The organism is Caldisericaceae bacterium (genome assembly GCA_036574215.1).
Classification (GTDB): Bacteria; Caldisericota; Caldisericia; order Caldisericales; family Caldisericaceae; genus Caldisericum.
The window spans coordinates 1-18,945 of sequence record JAINCR010000095.1 but is presented as its reverse complement, the minus strand read 5'-3'; the positions used below and the strand labels follow the sequence as shown (position 1 = coordinate 18,945).

Genomic DNA, 18,945 nt, shown 5'->3' with positions numbered 1-18,945 from the left:
GCAATATAAGTTTTACCTATTCCTACTACATCGGCAAGAAATACGCCGTTATGAGATTCAAGAATTGATTTTGCTTGATTTACTGCATCAATCTGGTATGCAAGCTTCTTAAAATCTTCTGGAACATCTATGTCTTTGTAATCAATCCTATCTTTAAAGTATTCATAAAGCGTCTTTAGATATATCTCATAAGGGGTAAATGTATTATTAAGGTGTGTAAATTTTGTTACTGTCTCAACATAATCTTCTGAAACAGGAATACTTTCTTTCCAGAGCTCTTCAAACTTACGCTCTGCAAACTCAACATCCGGAGCATCTTTTAACTCTATATTAAATTCAATATTTTCATCAAGACCTGAAACGGTAAAATTACTCGAGCCTGTTATAACCTTTCCTTTGTCTTCTGCCCCTTCTTTTTTTAGCATAATATATACTTTTGCATGAAGCGTTTTGCCAGGATATGCCCTTATTTCAAGTCTTCCACTTTTGATGTATTCAATAAACTTGATTACTCCCTCCTCTATTTCCCTCTTCTCTTCTGACTCCGCTAATTCACTCTTTACTTTATTCATAAAATAGCTTCTGACTTCAAGGGTAGTTCTTCTATATGGTGATAAAGCATTAAATGTTTCTTCATCTAACCCCATTCCAACGAGGATTCTTATTTTTTTAACATTCTCAAGCGATTTCCAGAGTCTGTAAAATCCTGTAGAGTAAAAATAACCTACGATTACATTGAAATATTCAGTATCATTAGACAAAATTTTCTTGAGTCTGTCTAATAATGTTACTCCTTCTTTGTTTGTAAAAAAATGTGAATCACTATTTATCATTTTGACCTCTTTTCCTTTTTACGTTATTTTACTATTATTTGAGGATATTTCAAAAAACTCTTTTTGCCATACAAAGAGTATCTAAGGCTTGGTTTATTAATCAAAAAATATTACAAGTAATATTACTTAGCAGGATAAACCAAAAAATGATATTGTTTCAGGCACAAACTGGGTTTTTTCCTCATTGAATTTATTTTAATAATTCTATTTATAATCACCTACAAAAAGCCATTGTTTATTTCATGTTCAAAAAGGCAATTAGTTAAAAGAGATATATTGATTATTTAAAGATGCAAGTTAAATATCCATAGATTATAACCTCCTTTTATTTTCTATTTTAAAAACTCAAAATATTTTAATATCCCATTCAATGCCTTATTAGTATCCTTTTCAAAAGCTTTTCGCCATTCACTACGTTTTGGGAAAAACATCTCTCTAAATAATTTATCAACTCCTGCCTTTACCTTAGAATTTTCTGTCCCATACCACCAAGCTTGATTTTCTAAAACTAACGCTTTTATACTAAGAATTTGCCCAATCAATCCTTTTCCGTAAGTCCCATATTCTAAACAGGTAGAGTAGAAATTTGAGTTATTTCGATATTTTTTGTATATGTAATCTATCATATCCCCGTTTATGCTGTAAAAAGTTTCTTTTTTTGCCTGTGTAATGGGAGAATAATTAAACTGCTTTGATCTTACATTAACATCTTCTTTATCAAAGGCAGAATTAACAATTAATAACCTATCTTTTTGACCTGCTCCAGTGTGAATGTCTAAGTGTAAAATAAATTCGTATTTTTTAAATACTGTTTTAAAAACTCTTTTCATATACTCAGTGGATTTTTCTTCTCTATTTCCTCCGTAGTAAATAGATTTATCATCAATATACTGTCCCTTAGTTAGGGCCTCTTCTACACCTCTTGGGCCTAATTGCAATATATAGGGAAGCAATTGAAGTAAACTAAATATTAAATTTGTGTCAAAAATTTTTACGGCTCTATTTTTGGTAAAATATTTTCTCATTTTTTCGTATGGTTCGTTTCTTAAATCCTTACTATGATAATCGTTTTCATAGAGAAAATTTCTATTTAAATCAACGTTGTTCTCGTTTACTCTTCTTTTATTTTTCATTCCCCAGGGGTTCAATGCATGGATAAGTAATAAAGAAATTTCTTGATTTTTTATCCGGGGCAAAAACTCATTAATAAATATTTGCAAAAAAATATTTCCTGCAAAGCCTTCTATTCCATGCTCACCGGTTGTAATAAGAAATAACTTTTTATTGCCTGGGTTTTCACATAAAAAACTGTCAATATAACTTTCTTCCATAACTAAATAAGATTCATTTTCAACTGTAGAATAATATTTCTTAAGAACATTTTCAAAGGTATAAAATTTCTTTCTACACTCTTCGTAATCGTATATATACTCATACATATTTCATACTCCAATTATATGGGACCGTAGCCAATTCTTACTGCAATGTATAGATAAAACAAAGAGAGTAAAAACACAATGAGTTGAATCTTCCATACAAATTTAAACCACTTAAAATAACTAACTCCTACAAGTCCCAAAGAAATTAATAAAACTGGATTAGTTGGATACAATAAATTACTAAATCCGTCTCCAAACATGAAAGCTAGCACTATAGTTTGACGAGTTATTCCAACTAAATCAGCCAAAGGAGCTACCACAGGCATAATTAAGAATGCTTTTGTAGAAGCTGACGGAACAAACAAATCCATAATGAAAAAAAGCAAATAGACTAAAAAAACTGCAGTAAAAGGTCCGTATGCTGATATGGCAATATAGGCTTGATGCAAAATAGTATCTATAATCTTACCGTTTGTTATTATAAGTTTTACTGATACAGCCATAAGAACCAATGGAACGCCTAGTAGTATATCCTTTGTTCCAATTAAAAAATCTTTGAATACTGTAGAAATATTTCTTTCGACAACTAAACCAGATAAAAACCCTGTTAACAAGAATAATAGTGCTACAATAGGTAACATTAAGTCGCTTAAGAACCCAGTAAAACCAGAAAACAAAATCAGCACAAATAATATTGAAAGCATTAATAGTGATATTTTGGAAGCTTTTGCAGTATTTTCATCGTAGTTGACTGCATCTATCTTTTGCTCTAAAACTTCTTTTTGATGGGTTTTGGTATATCTTCTCAAAAAGAATAATACGAGTAGATAAGTTGTAATAAAAATAATTGTCCTGAAGCCTATGCCCGAAAAAAGCGGAACTCCAGCTATTTTTTGAGCAACTCCCAAACTGAACGGGTTAGCTAATGCGGCAGAGAAACCGAATCCTGTTGCTAATAAACTCATCCCCAAACCTGCCAAATCATCCCAACCTAAAGAAATTGAAAACATCACCATTATGGGCACTAAAGGGATAATTTCTTCAAAAATCCCCATTAATGACCCTAAAAGCATGAAAACTAAAACAACCAATGCTAGGAAAATACTTTTTTGTCTGCTATACCTTTTAACAATATTGTTGATTATGTGCTCAATGACATGGGTTTTATTCAAAATGTATATAGAGCCTGAAACTACTAATATAAACAGAATTATTGTAATTACAAGTACCGCATCAGGACTCCACAATACTTCAATAGGGGCGGTAAGCCATCTAAAGAAAGGATAATATGGCTTTTCTATAATATGGTAAGAGCCTTCTATAATAACTGTCCTTCCATCTATAAATGCTCTTTCGTATTCTCCAGAGGGTAATAAAATAGTTAGAATGCCTGCAATCATCATGATAGAAAAAATAATTATGGCAGAAGTTAAAAAAGAGTTTCTGCTAATCTTTGCAGAATTTTCCATTCATTTCCTCCTTGTTTAACGATTTTGCACCTTTACATTTTAGTTATAGGCATTATAATTACTTTAATAAAAAAATCAATTAGAAAACAAATTGTCTTAGCTAAAATCTAAATTAAATTATGCAAAACAAAATAAAATTGTCTTATACTATTAGACAAAGGTAAAAAAGATAAACTAAAATTTAATTTTTATATTGTCTTCCAATTTCTTGCGCCTTTTCAATAAGTACTTTATCTTCTACTTTGCCTGTTTTAATTACAAATGAATTAACGACAACTCCTCCTTTTGAATTTATCCTATGGGTTAATATTTTAACAACGTCTTCTCCACTTTTCATAGCCATTGTAACAAATGCAACAACTTTTTTATCCCTGAAATCTACCGTTGAGATAAATGTATTAATTGCTGGTGTTGGTTTCCCTGCCCAAACAGGCGTTCCTACAAATATCAAGTCATAATTATCTAAAGCAGTTCTTTCTAAATTAGCCAAGATGGTCTGTTTCTTAAAGTCAGTTATTTTTATTTCACTACATTTCTCTTTTATTGCATCATAACCAGCAGTAACAAAACCGAAAAAGCCCTTTCTATGTTTAACTTCTTCAATTGTTATTATGTCTCCGCTTAAAACTTTTGCAATTTCCTTCGCAATCAACTCTGTTTTTCCTGTCCTTGAATAATAAACTACTAATGTTCTCATTTTTGATACCTCCTTTAACAATTTTTTTTATTTCTTAGACTTCGCAATTCTATGTATAATCGGGGAGTTGAGAGAGATGTTTTTACCCTCCTCGCGTCAAGAGATGAGATCTTCCTTAAGTTAAAGGTGTAAACAACACCCCTCAAAAATCCCCCGAATAATAAAAACCATAAAAGGATGAGATTCTTCGGTCGCTAATGCTCTGCTTAACTTCTTTAAAGAAAAGAGTGCAGAATGACCAAGTGGATTTCGCCTCAGAGTTACACCAGCATTTATTCCTAAGTATTTTCCCTCACCACTGATATCCAAACTCATTTAAAATTTAAACTCTACGTTAAAATAACTTCTCTTATTTTAGTAATAATAAATTTTGAAAATTCTTTGTCTTCGGTTAAAAGCAACTTATATAAATCAGCATAAATCACGCTATTTTCAACTTTAAAGGAATAATTTCCGTTTAATACAATATAATTAGCAAGATCCTTATACTTTTTTGCAGATTCTTTAATTTCAAGACCATCTCTTTCTACAAAGAAAAATAAATCTGGTTTTACTATATCAAAAAATACATTCCCTTCTACAACAATAGGATCAGTAATTGTCTCAATATATTTAGGAATCGCCTTTTTAAGATACTCAAAACTACCTCTTGCCCAAAATACTTTCTTTGCATGCTCAAGGAAAAAATAGGTGTCCTTGTTAGGTATGGAAGTGGCACGGGTTTCCTCGGTAAATCCAACACCGTGCCTTTCATTATTAGTAATTTTTAAGGCAACAAACATCTGGGGATTTTGCTTTAAAATCAACCTAATTAAAGTTGTTTTGCCAATATTACTTTGACTTCCGCCTATAAGAACGATTTTTCCCATTGTTTTCAAATTCGAATTTGACACTGCCTTTCTCTATATTTAAACTTGCCGAGAATTTTTTACCTTTCGAGGATATAAAGTCATTATAAACTGGAGTTTTTTTATCCTTAAGTAAGGTCTTAACATCTTCTCTTGAAAGTTCTCTTCCACCCATTACCTTTTTAATCCTAAAATTACAACTTTTAGGGTAGTTAACACATGCATAAACACTTTCTTTTTCAACTACATCACTACCACACACAGGACATTTACCAAGAGATTCCTCATTTATAGTTTTTTCTTCAACAGGGGGTTCAAAAACAAAACTTACTTTATGCTCTTTATCAAGTGCTATATCCGCATCAAAGTATGTTTTGTTATTTGATAAAATTCTTTTTATTCTAACTTTTTCGCCTTTTAAAAGTTTTTCAGCCATTTCTCTTGTGATTTTCTTGTTTTTAAGTTTCTTCCAGATAATAAAATCACAAGTGCCTTTCTCTACATTCTCACAGGTAAAACCTCTAACCGTTTCGTATACATTACCTCCGCACTTAGGACAAATACCCACAGGGTCTTTTGAACCTATTTTTACGTGAAAATCACCGCTGTAAGTTTTTACCTTATCTATAATCTCGTTGGTTAGCTTTTTTATTCCATCAATAAAAGTAGTTGCATCATATTTGCCTTTTTCAATCTCAAGAAGCTTATATTCCCACTCGGCTGTAAGAGATGGAGAAAGTAAAACTTCTACTCCTACGTATGAAACAAGATCAATGAGCCTTATTCCTTTTTCTGTTGGCAATAAATTATTCTTTTCTCTTTCAACATACCCCACCTCGATGAGTCTCTCAATAATCTGGGCTCGTGTTGCAGGGGTCCCTATACCTTTTCCTTTTAAAGTTTCTTTTAGGTCCTCTTCAGTTATAAGTTTGTTTGCATGTTCCATTTGGGAAAGAAGAGTTGCATCAGTAAATCGCTGAGGCGGTTGTGTCTCTTTTTCTAAAACTTCTGCCTTCTCTAACATTACATCCATTTTTTCTTTCAAGGTAATGGGCATAGTAGCATCTTTTCCATATACCTTCATCCAGCCAGGGTCTACAAGAAAACTTAGGCTTGAGGTGAATGTATAGTTTTTTACACTCGTTAAAACTTCAAATTTCTTTGTTTTGGATCTTCCAAAAAACACGGCAATAAATCTTTTCATAACTAAATCAAATATTTTAAATTCCTGTTCGGTAAGTTTATCAAACTCTCTAAAATCACCTGTGGGAATTATCGCATAGTGGTCTGTAACGCCTTTATCGTTTATGATACGCTCTGTAAACTTTATCCCATTTTTAAGAATCTCATAAGCAAACACATTATAAGGTTCAAATTTTATTGATTTAATAATTTCAACGACACGCTCTTTAAGCGTTGAAGGTAAATACCTTGAATCGGTTCTTGGATAAGTAATTAGTTTTCTTTTTTCGTAAAGAGTCTGAGCTATATCAAGAGTTCTCTTAGCAGAATAACCAAAGAGCCTATTTGCATCTCTTTGCAATTCTGTAAGATCGTATAAAAGTGGTGGGGAAGTAAACTCATCTTTTTCTGCAAGTTTTTCTATTACACCATTTAACCCATCAATTTCTTTTTTTATTTTCTCAAGATTTGACTTGTCAAATTGACGAGTTTCTCCATTTTCAGTGTAGACACCTTTGTATGAAAAATCATCTTTTTTAAAATTGGCTTCTAATTCGTAGTAAGTTGTAGGTTTAAAACTCTTAATCTGCTTTTCTCTTGAAACAATAATGTTCAAGGTTGGAGTTTGGACTCTTCCAAGCGATAAAAGTTCACCCCAGCGTCTTGTAAATGAACGAGTTGCATTTATACCGACAAGCCAATCTGCCTCTTCTCTTGCAAAGGATGCCTTCCCGAGATCATCAAACTCACTCTCATCTCTAAGATTTTTAAATTCTTTTACGATCTCTTCTTTGGTCATCGCAGAAAGCCACAAGCGTTTTAATGATTTACCTTTTGGATTTACAAGAAGAAGGATCTCTCTAAATATAAGTTCACCTTCACGTCCTGCATCACAAGCATTGACGATTGTATCAACATCTTTTCGAAGCATTAACTTCTTAATAGCGTTAAACCTTTCTTTATTTTCTTTACTTACTTTAAACTTGAATTCCTCTGGAATTATTGGAAGATCTCGCAAGGTCCAAAAGCTAAGTTTTTTATTGTAATCCTCTGGTTCGTAGAGTTCGCAGATATGACCCAAAGACCATGTAATTACATACTTTTCATTTTCTAGGAAATCTTTTTGGTTATCAAACTTTCCTAAGGCATTTGCAATGTCTTTTGCAACAGATGGTTTTTCTGCAACTACTAATGTTTTCACAAGATATAATTATATACCTCGGTTTACAATTTACAAAATTAAGAAAGTAAATAAGCATAAAAAAATATAAGCCCCACAAATGTGGGGCTTATCAAATTAAGATTGTTCTCTACCCAATCACTTTTACATTTACAGCTTTATCACCTTTATTGGTTTGTTCGATTTCATACTCAACTTTTTGGCCTTCCTTCAAAGTTTTGTAACCAGAATTCTGGATTGCCGAAAAGTGCACAAAAAGGTCCTTTCCACCATCATCAGGGACAATAAACCCAAAGCCTTTCTGAGAGTTAAACCATTTAACTCTTCCTGTTTTTCTTTCCACTTCTAAAATACCTCCATAAAAAATTTCCGCTAAAGCGGGTCTACCGTAATTATACTAAAATTCTAAAAAAACAAAACAATTTCCATTTTTAATTTTGCTAAAAAATTTTCCAAATATAAAACGATCTTTATGGTATCCAATTTATAGCACTGTATGCGTTTACAAGCCCATAACCATAATACTTATCGTACCCTGCTTTACCAAGATCCTTTGCAGTTGATATTAATGCCTGTTTTACCTGAACATTTGAAAACTCAGGATGCACCGAGAGCACCAAACAAGCTACTCCTGCAACGTGAGGTGTTGCCATAGAAGTGCCTTGGAAAAAGTAATAACCAAACTGTGTTGGATCAGCAGATGTGCTACTTTAGAGTATAGTTTGCTGTAAAATACCGTCTTTATAACCATCTTTATTCTGATCAACAGAGGTATCTTCCACCAGGAGCAACAAGGGTTAAACCAGTTCCATATTTACTTAAGAAAAATATAACAATTCCCTTAGGAACAGGGAATCTCGTTAAAACAACGTAAGCCTAACTCGTACTTTGATGCCCCAGAAAATTTCAAATTATATTTCTCCTGTAAAAGAGACATGCATTCAATAAGGTCTTCTGCTCTTCCTTTTTTAAGCTCAATTTCTACTTCGTAATACTCAACTTTCTTTTTCCCCTTTACAAAATACAAATAATCAAGGTCTAATTCAAGTTCCGAATGATTCTTTGTTAAAAGCAAGGGGTGTCTGTAGTTTACAATTGTTAATACCTCAACTAAATTATCGTTTTTAATGACTTCATAAACACTCGGAAAGTGCTTCCTAAGGAAACTCTTTGATAAAAAATTTTCATGGTCAAGTTCAACTTCATGCTCTTGCCTTACATAAATACCATCTTTAACTATACCATTGGATTTCAAAGTAAGTAACTTTCTTGATCCTTCTTCACGGAGACGAAATGCAAAATTGTTAAAAAGGAGTTTAAAATCTTCAGTGTCGTAATAATGGCTCACGAGTTTTATAGGGGAGAGGCGCACAACATTCCAAGATACTATTTCCGCATCGTTTTCTATGCGTTCTAAAACCTTACGAGAAGCCGTAAGTTTTACTTCATATTCTACCATATTAACCCCCCTTCTTTTTATTAATATCTTTTAAATAAATAGTTCTTTTATATGCAGAGTAAACTGCCTTCTCTAAAACCGTTCTAAAACCTCCTTTCTCAAGTTCGTATAGAGCATCTGCTGTTGTCCCTCCAGGAGATGTAACCATATCTCTTAGTTCTGCTGTATGCTTATCCGATTGCATCGCAAAAAGCACAGACCCCAAGGTGGTCTTATATACAAGTTCTGTTGCATCTTTCCTTGGAAAACCAAGATGCACTCCTGCATTGATAAGGGATTCTAAAAAGAGAAAAACATACGCAGGGCCTGTCCCAGAAAGTGCCGTTGCCATATCAACATATGATTCATTCTCAACATACATCTCTGAACCCATTGACAACAAAATACTCTTGACTAAGTTTTTTTCTTCTTCGCTTACTTCCTTCGTTGCAGTCCACACTGTCATTCCCTGTTTTATTTGGGCAGGTGTATTAGGCATGCACCGAACTATTTTTTTATGTAAAAGATTTTTTTGTAGTGTTTCAATATCAATACCAGCCATAATTGAAATGACAAGCTGACCATCTTTTATTTCGTCTTTAATTTCATTAGCAACTGTTTCAAAAACCTGTGGTTTTATTGACAGCACTATAATATCACCGAAAGACACTGCCTCTTTATTAGAAAGTGTTGTTCTTATGCCAAGATCTCTACTCATCTCATCTAATCTCTTTTTTCTATGAAAACTTCCAATAATATTTTCGTTAGTAAAAATTGAGTTAGACAGTATTGATTTAATAATCGCAACTGCCATAGTTCCGGTACCTATAAAACTAATCTTCATTTTCTAATCTCCCCTTTGAAATTGTCAAAAAAATCTTTTAAACTTAACTCTAAAAGGTTAAGCTCAATAACTCTTAAAAGAGCAGCGAAATCAAGCAAGATAAATTCTTCAAGGTCAACCTCAGATGAATCTTTAAATACCTCTTCCTTCAAAGTCATTAATTTGCCCTTAATCGACTTAAGCGTCCTAAAATTTCTAAAATATTTTTCCTTTACCTGCAATAAAAGTTCAAGGGCATTAACCTTTTCAGAATCATCAATGAGTTTAAAACTTTTATACTCATTAAGAAAGAACTCTTTTGGAGTGGGGTCTTTATTATCTTTTGGAGTGGGGTCTTTATTATCTTTTGGAGTTTTTTGTTTAGTTTTATAAGGTTTCTTCACATTGTAGTAAAAATGTGAATGGATATCCTCAATTGTGCTTCTAAAACTATCGTAAGAAAAAGGAAAGATATCAATCGTAAAGAGCATGAGTTTATCAACTTTCTTTTTGTAGTAAGTTAAATCTTTGTAAGTCCAACCAAGTCTATACAACAAATTATTCATAGTTTTGACATCTTCTTCCGTAAGAAGTGAGAGTTTCAAAGAGACAAAATCGTTAACAACAACGATCTTAAACTCTTCGCCTACATCGAAAACAGAATATTGGATAAAACCGCCTTCTGAAATTTTGTCATATTTAAGTTTTTTCTTTTTGAGGATCTTTTCAACTTCTTCTTCGATTAAACTTTTTGCCAACTTATTAAAACCTCCTTGTATATTATACGCATTATTGCTTAAATTGCAAAAACCTCATAAAATCTAATTTCTAAGCAATGTATCACTTTTTAAAATTCTTTAATTTCATTGACTAATAACTCAAGATAGATACAATATAGATAGAGGTGAATTATGGAAAAAATTATTGAGTGTGTCCCAAATATAAGCGAAGGAAAAAACAGAGAAGTTATCGATCAAGTAATAGAGAGCCTCAAAAAAACAAACGTAAAAATCCTCGATGTATCAATGGACCCTGATCACAATAGAAGTGTCATAACATTCGTAGGTAATAAAGAAAGTATAATAGGCGGTGCTTTTGCAGTTGCAGAAAGTGCAGTTAGACTAATTGACTTAAGGTATCATAAAGGAACGCATCCGAGAATGGGTGCAGTGGATGTCATTCCGTTTATTCCTATAAAGAATACATCAATGGAAGAGTGTATTGAAATTAGCAAAATAGTTGGTAAAAAAATAGGCGAGGAGCTTAAAATTCCTGTTTATCTTTACGCAGAATCAGCAACAAAAGAGGAAAGAAAAAACCTTCCAAATATTAGAAAAGGAGAATTTGAAGGTTTTTTTGAAAAAATAAAAGACCCAAATTGGATACCAGATTTTGGGCCAAACGAAGTGCATCCTACTGCAGGAGTAGTTGCCGTAGGTGCAAGAGAATTTCTCATTGCCTACAATATCTATCTTGGAACAAAAGATGTAAGCATTGCAGAGAAAATTGCAAAGTCTATAAGAGAAAGTTCTGGCGGATTAAGGTTTATACAGGCAAAAGGGATGTTTATAGAAGAAAAAGAAATGGCTCAAGTCTCTATGAATATACTCAACTACAAAAAAGCGCCTCTTTACAGGGTGTTTGAAATTGTAAAAATGGAAGCAGAGCGTTATGGAGTGTCTGTTGTAGAAAGTGAACTTATAGGGCTTATGCCAATACGTGCCGTTCTTGAAAGTCTTTCATTCTACTTAAGATTTCCAAAACTTGACGAAAATAACGTTTTAGAAACAAAAATATTCGAATAATGGAGGTGAAATTTGGACGCAAGTCAAAGTGTAGATCTGCTAATTTACAACATTAAGGAACTCCTAACTTTAGTTGACGGTTACACAACTGGCACAAAAGACAATGAAAAAAAACTAGGTATTATTGAAGATGGAGCTGTTGCAATAAAAAATGGACTTATTGTTAACGTAGGTAAATCCGACGAAGTAACAAGCAGTGTAAAAATAGGTAAAAATACATACCAAATTGATGCCTCAAAAAAAGCAGTCTTGCCAGGTTTTGTTGACCCTCACACCCATCTTGTATTTGCAGGAACAAGAGAAAAAGAATTTTTACTAAGACACCAAGGTTTACCTGAAAGTAAAATTATGAAAGAGGAAAATACTGGGATAATCTCTACTGTGCGGTGGACAAGGAAAGCAACATACGAAGAACTTCTTAATGAAACTAAAAAACACCTTACTTCAATTGCAGATTGGGGAACAACAACAGTTGAAGTTAAATCTGGATACGGATTAAACCTTGAAGAAGAAATCAAAATGCTAAAGATAGTTAAAGACCTTAAAGAACATACATTAATAAATTTTAAATCGACACTCTTAGCTGCTCATATCATACCTCCTGAATACAACATGAGAGATGAAAAATACGTAGATTTAGTAGTAGAAGACATCATACCAATCATCGCAAAGAATAATCTTGCTGATTTTAATGATGTTTGGTGTGAAAAAGGTAAGTTCACAAGAGAACAAGCAAAAAGAATCCTTCACGTAGGTAAAAAATTTGGGCTAAAGCCAAAGATCCATGCCGATGAATTATCAAACTGTGGAGGTGCAGAAGTTGCTGCAGAAGTATCTGCAATTTCAGCAGATCACCTCATCTATGCAAGTGAAGAAGGTTTAAAGAAAATGAAAGAAGCAGGTGTTGTTGCTGTGTTGTTGCCAACTGTCTCATTTAGTCTAGGAAAAGAAGATTACGCTCCTTACTCAAAAATGAAAGAAATCGGTTTAACGGTAGCACTTGGAACAGACTTTAACCCTGGAACATCTTTCTGCCCTTCAATGCCTTTTGTCATTACACTTGCTGTTACAAAAGTTAAGATGAGCGTTGAAGACTCAATAATTGCTTCAACAATTAATGCCGCAAAGGCGATCGATATGGATAAAGAAGTTGGAACAATTGAAGTAGGTAAAAGAGCAAATATTAACATACTCAGCATCAGCCATTACGAAGAAATCCCCTATAGAATAGCTGAAAATTATGTCGAAACGGTTATATCAAATGGCGAGATTGTTAAAGGAGGATAAAAGATGAGCAATTTAAAAAGAACGCCTCTCTACGAAGAACACCTCAAACTAAACGCACAGATGGTAGAATTTGCAGGATATGAAATGCCCCTTAAATATTCAAGCATTAAAGAGGAACATTTAAATGTTAGGCATAATGTGGGTATTTTTGATGTTTCTCACATGGGGGAAATCGAAATAAGGGGTAAAGATGCAGTTAAATTTGCAGATTTTCTTGTTACAAACAGCATACTTGAGATAAAAGCAGGAAGAGTAAAATACACTCCAATTTGTTACGAGCACGGTGGTGAAGTTGATGATATCTTTGTTTACAAAATACAAGATGATTTTGTTCTTCTTGTTGTAAACGCTTCAAATTACGAAAAAGACCTAAATTTTATTTTAGAACATAAAAGTGCTTTTGACGTTTCAATTGAAGGGAAAACAAACGAATACGGAGAAGTCGCAATACAAGGTCCAAAGGCAGAAGAGTTCTTAAAAAATTATTTCTTAGGCAACATACCTCTTGAAAAACTCGGTTATTTCAAATCAACTTTTGGAAAACTTTTTGGGGTTGATGTGCTAATTTCGCGAACAGGTTATACTGGTGAAGATGGATTTGAAGTCTACAGTAATCCAACCGATATTGTAAAGATTTGGCAAGAAACATTAGAGAAAGGAAAAGAATTTAACATTCTCCCTACAGGACTTGGGGCAAGAGATACACTAAGGTTTGAAGTATGCTATTGGTTGTATGGAAATGACATTGATGAGACAACCAACCCATTTGAAGCAGGACAAGATTTTGCTGTAAAACTTGAAAAAGAAAATTTTATTGGAAAAGAAGCCTTAAAAACATATGTAGAAGATGGCATAAAAAGAAAACTTGTCGGCTTTAAAGTCCTAAAAGGCGGTGTTCCAAGGCACGGAATGAAGATTTACAATGAAGGTGAAGAAATAGGTTACATTACTTCAGGAAATATGTCGTTTGTGAGAAATGAAATCCTTGCTCTTGGTTATGTAAAAGCAGAACATAGAGAAGTAGGCACAAAACTTCTGGCTAAAGGCGACAATAGAACTTTTGAACTTGAGGTTATAAATACTCCTTTTGTTGATATTAGAGCCGGAAAGAAAAATACTTAAAAACAATAAAGTTTTTTAAAAAGTTGTTTGGATGTATAATATTCAAGTAATTGTCAAAATATTTTATAAAAAAATTTTAGGAGGATTTTAAATGAAAATTTCAAAAATGATTCAAAGAGCAGGCACCGAGACTGCCTTTGAGATGCTTGCAAAAGCAAAGGAACTTGAACGCCAAGGGAAAAGTGTAATTCACTTTGAAATCGGTGAGCCAGATTTTAACACACCAGAGAACGTCAAACAAAAAGGTATTGAGGCAATTGAGGAAAACTACACACACTACTCTCCGACACAAGGTATTCTTGAACTAAGAGAATCTGTTGCTGAGTATATCTCAAAAACAAGGAATATAAAAGTGACACCCGAAGAGGTAATTATCACTCCTGGTGGAAAAGACGTAATTTTTGGAACAATGCTATCGCTTCTTGATGAAGGGGACGAAGCAATTTACCCCAATCCTGGTTATCCAATATACGAATCAGCAATTAGGCTTGTTGGTGCAAAACCTGTTTCTATGCCAATTAGAGAAGAAAACGATTTTGCGTTTGATAAAAAAGAATTTGAAAAATTAATCACACCAAAAACAAGACTCATCGTTATTAACTCCCCTGCAAACCCAACAGGAGGGATTCTCTCCTACAGTGATCTTGAATTTATTGCAGACATTGCAAAGAAAAACGATATAATGATTCTCTCTGACGAAATTTATTCAAGGATTGTTTACGAAGGAGAGTTTGTAAGTATTGCATCTTTACCTCATATGAAAGAAAGAACTATTATCCTTGACGGCTTTTCTAAAACTTATGCAATGACAGGGTGGCGTTTAGGCTATGCCGTTGCAAACAAAGAAGTTATTGAGGCTCTTAAAAGAGTTGCAGTAAATTCATTCTCTTGCGTTGCAACATTTGTCCAGATGGCAGGTGTTGAGGCGCTAAAAGGGCCACAAGACGAAGTAGAAAGAATGAGAAAAGAATACGAAGAAAGAAGAAATCTTATTGTAAATGGTTTAAACGAAATACCAGGTTTTTCAGTAAAAATGCCAAAAGGCGCATTCTACGCTTTCCCCAATGTTAAGAAGGTTGGCAAATCATCTAAAGAATTAGCAGATTATCTTCTATATGAAGCAGGAGTTTGCACCCTTTCAGGCACTGCCTTCGGTTCGTTTGGTGAAGGATATCTAAGGTTCTCATACGCAACTTCAAAAGAAAATATTATCGAAGGCTTAAAGAGAGTAAAACAGGCAATTGAAAAAATCGTATAAAAGTGTAGGGGGTAACACCCCCTTTCTTGTATGGGACTAATAAAATTCTTGGGCACAGCTGGAGCAAGATTTGTTGTTGCAAAACAGCTAAGGTATTCTGCTGGGACAATAATAAAAACAAAATCAGCAACACTGGTTTTTGACCCTGGCCCAGGGACACTTCTAAGACTTTCAACATCAAGGCCAAAAACTCCCATAGAAAGTGTAGATGGAGTAATACTTTCCCATATCCATTTAGACCACTCAACAGATGCAAACGTAATTATCGACTCTATAACTAATGGTGGTCTTAAAAAATACGGCGCACTCTTTACTACAACCGAAGCACTTTTCTCAGAAAATAGAGTTATACTTCCCTTCTTAAGAGATTACTTAGAGGAAATCCAAACATTCTCACATGAGCAGGAATTTATTTACCGTGATTTAAAATTTAAAACCTTTAGGCACAAACATCCTGTAGAAACTTACGGATTCCGTTTTAATATAGAAAACAAAACAATTTCGTTTGTTGTAGATACCCTATTCTTCGATGACCTTTTAGATTACTATAAGGATTCAGATATACTAATTCTAAATGTAGTTAGGTATAAAGAAAAGGAAGAAGTGATGCACCTTAATGTAGAAGATGTAGAAAAATTTTTAAAATATAGTAATCCTAAAAAGGTAGTATTAACTCATTTCGGATTAACCATGTTAAGAGCAAACCCACAAAAAGTGGCAGAAGAGTTAAGTGAAAAGTATAATTTAGAAGTAATTGCAGCGTTCGACGGATTTAACTTAGAAATTTAAAAAAAAGGGGTATTATGAAGATTGGATTAGTATTATCTGGTGGTGGAGCAAGAGGATTAGCACACGTAGGTGTCTTAAAGGCATTTGAAGAATTTGGCATAAAACCTCACATTATTACCGGTGCTTCTATGGGGGGTATTATTGGGGCGCTATACGCCTTTGGATACAGTGCTAATGACCTTAAAAACCTTTTAGAAAAACTTAATATTTACGAAGTTCTTGAATCAAAAGGAATGCTTTTCTTAGAAAGAAAAAATAACAAAGTTCTCAATACCGTGTTAAAAGAAGCAGCTTTTATTCCACTCTTTACAAGACAAGGACTTGATTCTGGAAGAAAAATTAGAAAAGTCTTTAGGGATTTAACAGAAGGAAAGGATTTCTCGTCTTTAAAAATACCTTTTGCATGTGTTGCAGTTGACCTTATAACAGAAAAACTTGTGCCACTCACCCAAGGGAAGCTTTACGAAGTAATGTATGCAACAGGGGCGATCCCGCCGTATCTTGAACCACTTAGTTTAAACGGCATGCTCCTTGCAGATGGAGGCATACTAAACAACGCACCAGTTGATCTTGCAAGAGAAATGGGGGCTAACGTAGTTATAGTAATTGATGTAAATTTCCTACAAACTTTCAAAATAAAAGAAAATTTTAGAAATGCCTTTGATGTTATTTTAAGAGTGCTTGATATAACTCTTGACACTCTGTATATTGACGATCTTGCAAAAGCAGACTACATAATCCATATCCCTTTAACTAACGATATTTTTGATTTTGAAAGTAAAAATGAAATAGTAGAAAAAGGCTACCAAATAGCCAAAGAAAACATTATTTCAAAAAATTTACCTAAACTACTCTAAACATCCTACAGGTTAGGAAATTTTGAATTTAAAAAACTGAGTCTTACCAACCCTCAAAACATCACCATTATTTACTTCTATTTTAAAGGTGTTAATTTTTTCTCCGTTTAATTTTAAACCACCTTGCTCGATGAGTCGTTTAACTTCAGATTTTGAAGGCAATACTTTAAGGTTTATTAACAGGTTAACTACATCGAGTTTGTTGTCAACTATGAAATCGCTAACATCAATTTCATTAACTTCATCGGGAAGTTCTTTTTTGCTAAATACTTTTATGAAATTATCATATGCAAGTTGAGCTTCTTTTGCTCCATGGAAGATTTCAACAATACCTTTAGCAAGTTCAAGTTTAAGATCCCTTGGGTTTACCTTGTTAGAACTAATTAAATCATCAATCTCTTTTGCTTTTTCTTCATCTACATCTAAGATAAGAAAATAATATTCAGAGATGAGGTTATCTGGTATTGACATGATTTTACCAAACATAGTTTGGGGGTCTTCAGTAATCCCAACGTAGTTCCCAAGACTTTTACTCATTTTTTGGACACCATCAAGCCCTCTTAAAATAGGCATTATAATTGCTATCTGTGGTTCTTTCCCTTTTACTTCAAGAAGGTGCCTTCCCATAATGAGGTTGAATTTCTGGTCTGTTCCACCAAGTTCAACGTCAGCATCAATTGCATAAGAGTCATACGCCTGCATTAAGGGGTAAAAAAGCTCATGAAAGAAAATAGGTATATTGTTATTGAATCTATTTTGAAAATCGTCCCTTTCAAGAATTCTTGCCAAAGTAAAATTTGCACTGAGCCTAAACCATTCTTCAAAAGTAATTTTAGAAAGCCATTCAGAATTATAGCGCACTTCCGTTCTATTTTTGTCAAGCACTCTAAATACCTGGTCAAAATATGTTCTTGCGTTCTCCTGTATAGCCTCTTTTGAAAGTGGAGGTCTTGTTTTTGATCTTCCGGAAGGATCACCAATGAGCCCTGTAAAATCACCGATAATAAACACAACATCATGTCCCAAATCCTGAAAGTCCTTTAATTTTCTTAAAACAACGTAATGTCCTAAATGTAAATCTGGTGCCGTTGGATCACATCCAAGCTTTACTCTTAATTTCATTTTAGTGTTTAGTTTATGCTTTAATTCATCTTCGTTAATTATCTCAACAGTTTTTCTTTTTATTTTTTCAAATGCTTCCATTTAAGCCTCCGAAAATCAAAAATTTATAACATTTTAAACAAAAATACTTTTTTTAAAAAATTACTAAAAAGGCCCCTTAAAAAAGGGGCTAATAAATTGGCGCGCCTGAGGAGAATTGAACTCCTATAAATGGCTCCGGAGGCCATTGCTCTATCCGTTGAGCTACAGGCGCAAATTTACTAATTTAATTACTTTCTTTCTTAAGGCAATCTTTACAAATTCCGTAAATATTTACAGAAATTTCTTCAACAAGGTAGCCACTATTTTTTAACTCTTTAACGAAACCTGGCTCTTTGTTAAGTAAAATATCTTCTATTTTTCCACACTTTTTGCAAATAAAATGGATGTGTGGCTCTATATTACCATCATACCTTTTTGCGTCCTCAAAAGTGGATATTTCCTTTACAAGACCGCTTTTAACAAACTCATCAAGCACATTATAAACTGTTGCATAACTCATATTATGCATCCCTCTTTTGAGGTTCTCATAAATTTCTTCAACAGTAGGATGAGTATGGACACTTTTAAGGTAATTGTAAATAGCTACCCTTGGTTTAGTTGCCCTAAGTCCGTTTTTTCTTAAAATTTCTTCTGTCACTATTTTCATAACTATTATTATTACACAAATTAGAATTTTTTGCAAATAGTTGTATGAGTTACATACATTTGAGACTCAGGATAATATTTTAACAGATAATTTATTGGTGTCAAATTGTCTAAACTCTTATGATGTCTTTCTGTATTGTACCATACAAGATCAAGCCTTCCCTGTGAT

18 protein-coding genes, 1 tRNA gene and 1 pseudogene are annotated in these 18,945 nt (G+C 33.3%); 6 read left to right on the top strand and 14 right to left on the bottom strand.

The annotated features are described in order from the left end of the window. The 11 genes and pseudogenes from K6343_05900 to K6343_05850 form a co-directional block, all read right to left on the bottom strand. Positions 1 to 833 (bottom strand): hypothetical protein (locus tag K6343_05900; GenBank protein MEF3245489.1); only part of this gene is annotated, 833 nt, incomplete at its 3' end. A 332-nt stretch (positions 834 to 1,165) separates the two neighbouring features. Then, positions 1,166 to 2,272: a DUF2817 domain-containing protein gene (locus K6343_05895; protein MEF3245488.1), complete on the bottom strand. Its 1,107-nt coding sequence runs from the start codon at positions 2,270 to 2,272 to the stop codon at positions 1,166 to 1,168. 14 nt (positions 2,273 to 2,286) lie between these two features. Then, positions 2,287 to 3,681: a hypothetical protein gene (locus K6343_05890; protein MEF3245487.1), complete on the bottom strand. Its 1,395-nt coding sequence runs from the start codon at positions 3,679 to 3,681 to the stop codon at positions 2,287 to 2,289. Between the two features lie 181 nt (positions 3,682 to 3,862). After that, a complete protein-coding gene (locus tag K6343_05885; protein ID MEF3245486.1) occupies positions 3,863 to 4,378 on the bottom strand; it encodes a hypothetical protein in 516 nt (171 codons plus the stop codon). A gap of 329 nt (positions 4,379 to 4,707) precedes the next feature. Beyond that, positions 4,708 to 5,247 (bottom strand): hypothetical protein, encoded by a 540-nt coding sequence (locus tag K6343_05880; protein ID MEF3245485.1) that lies wholly within the window; start codon positions 5,245 to 5,247, stop codon positions 4,708 to 4,710. Then, positions 5,210 to 7,609 (bottom strand): DNA topoisomerase 3, encoded by a 2,400-nt coding sequence (locus K6343_05875; GenBank protein ID MEF3245484.1) that lies wholly within the window; start codon positions 7,607 to 7,609, stop codon positions 5,210 to 5,212. Before K6343_05875 ends, K6343_05880 begins: the two co-directional genes overlap by 38 nt. A 109-nt stretch (positions 7,610 to 7,718) precedes the next feature. Beyond that, positions 7,719 to 7,931, bottom strand: coding sequence for a cold-shock protein (locus tag K6343_05870; GenBank protein ID MEF3245483.1), 213 nt, complete (start codon positions 7,929 to 7,931; stop codon positions 7,719 to 7,721). Positions 7,932 to 8,058: 127 nt separating this feature from the next. Continuing rightward, positions 8,059 to 8,289, bottom strand: a pseudogene (locus K6343_05865) (S8 family peptidase). A gap of 140 nt (positions 8,290 to 8,429) precedes the next feature. Continuing rightward, complete coding sequence (locus K6343_05860) at positions 8,430 to 9,047, bottom strand: CYTH domain-containing protein (GenBank protein MEF3245482.1); 618 nt, start codon at positions 9,045 to 9,047, stop codon at positions 8,430 to 8,432. Position 9,048: 1 nt separating this feature from the next. Next, positions 9,049 to 9,870, bottom strand: a complete 822-nt coding sequence (proC, locus tag K6343_05855; GenBank protein MEF3245481.1) for a pyrroline-5-carboxylate reductase — start codon at positions 9,868 to 9,870, stop codon at positions 9,049 to 9,051. Then, on the bottom strand, positions 9,867 to 10,607 hold the full coding sequence (locus K6343_05850) for a hypothetical protein (protein ID MEF3245480.1): 741 nt from the start codon (positions 10,605 to 10,607) through the stop codon (positions 9,867 to 9,869). The genes proC and K6343_05850 overlap by 4 nt, the downstream gene beginning before the upstream one ends. A gap of 153 nt (positions 10,608 to 10,760) precedes the next feature. Between K6343_05850 and ftcD the strand changes: the two genes are divergently transcribed. From ftcD to K6343_05820, 6 genes are all read left to right on the top strand, one after another. Further along, entirely contained in the window at positions 10,761 to 11,654 is an 894-nt protein-coding gene (ftcD, locus tag K6343_05845; GenBank protein ID MEF3245479.1) for a glutamate formimidoyltransferase, read from the top strand. Between the two features lie 12 nt (positions 11,655 to 11,666). Beyond that, a complete protein-coding gene (gene hutI / locus K6343_05840; GenBank protein ID MEF3245478.1) occupies positions 11,667 to 12,941 on the top strand; it encodes an imidazolonepropionase in 1,275 nt (424 codons plus the stop codon). 3 nt (positions 12,942 to 12,944) lie between these two features. Then, entirely contained in the window at positions 12,945 to 14,063 is a 1,119-nt protein-coding gene (gene gcvT / locus K6343_05835; GenBank protein MEF3245477.1) for a glycine cleavage system aminomethyltransferase GcvT, read from the top strand. 91 nt (positions 14,064 to 14,154) lie between these two features. Then, positions 14,155 to 15,321: a pyridoxal phosphate-dependent aminotransferase gene (locus K6343_05830; GenBank protein ID MEF3245476.1), complete on the top strand. Its 1,167-nt coding sequence runs from the start codon at positions 14,155 to 14,157 to the stop codon at positions 15,319 to 15,321. Between the two features lie 30 nt (positions 15,322 to 15,351). Then, positions 15,352 to 16,110, top strand: a complete 759-nt coding sequence (locus K6343_05825; protein MEF3245475.1) for an MBL fold metallo-hydrolase — start codon at positions 15,352 to 15,354, stop codon at positions 16,108 to 16,110. A gap of 14 nt (positions 16,111 to 16,124) precedes the next feature. Continuing rightward, the gene (locus K6343_05820) at positions 16,125 to 16,967 is read left to right on the top strand and encodes a patatin-like phospholipase family protein (GenBank protein ID MEF3245474.1); all 843 of its coding nucleotides are present in this window, start codon (positions 16,125 to 16,127) and stop codon (positions 16,965 to 16,967) included. A gap of 12 nt (positions 16,968 to 16,979) precedes the next feature. Here K6343_05820 and tyrS read toward each other — a convergent pair whose 3' ends face one another. The 3 genes from tyrS to K6343_05805 all read right to left on the bottom strand — a co-directional run bounded on the left by tyrS (position 16,980) and on the right by K6343_05805 (position 18,777). After that, on the bottom strand, positions 16,980 to 18,170 hold the full coding sequence (gene tyrS, locus K6343_05815) for a tyrosine--tRNA ligase (GenBank protein MEF3245473.1): 1,191 nt from the start codon (positions 18,168 to 18,170) through the stop codon (positions 16,980 to 16,982). Positions 18,171 to 18,267: 97 nt separating this feature from the next. Beyond that, positions 18,268 to 18,342: transfer RNA gene (locus K6343_05810), tRNA-Arg, on the bottom strand. 12 nt (positions 18,343 to 18,354) lie between these two features. Next, entirely contained in the window at positions 18,355 to 18,777 is a 423-nt protein-coding gene (locus tag K6343_05805) for a transcriptional repressor (GenBank protein MEF3245472.1), read from the bottom strand. Positions 18,778 to 18,945 lie beyond the last annotated feature (168 nt).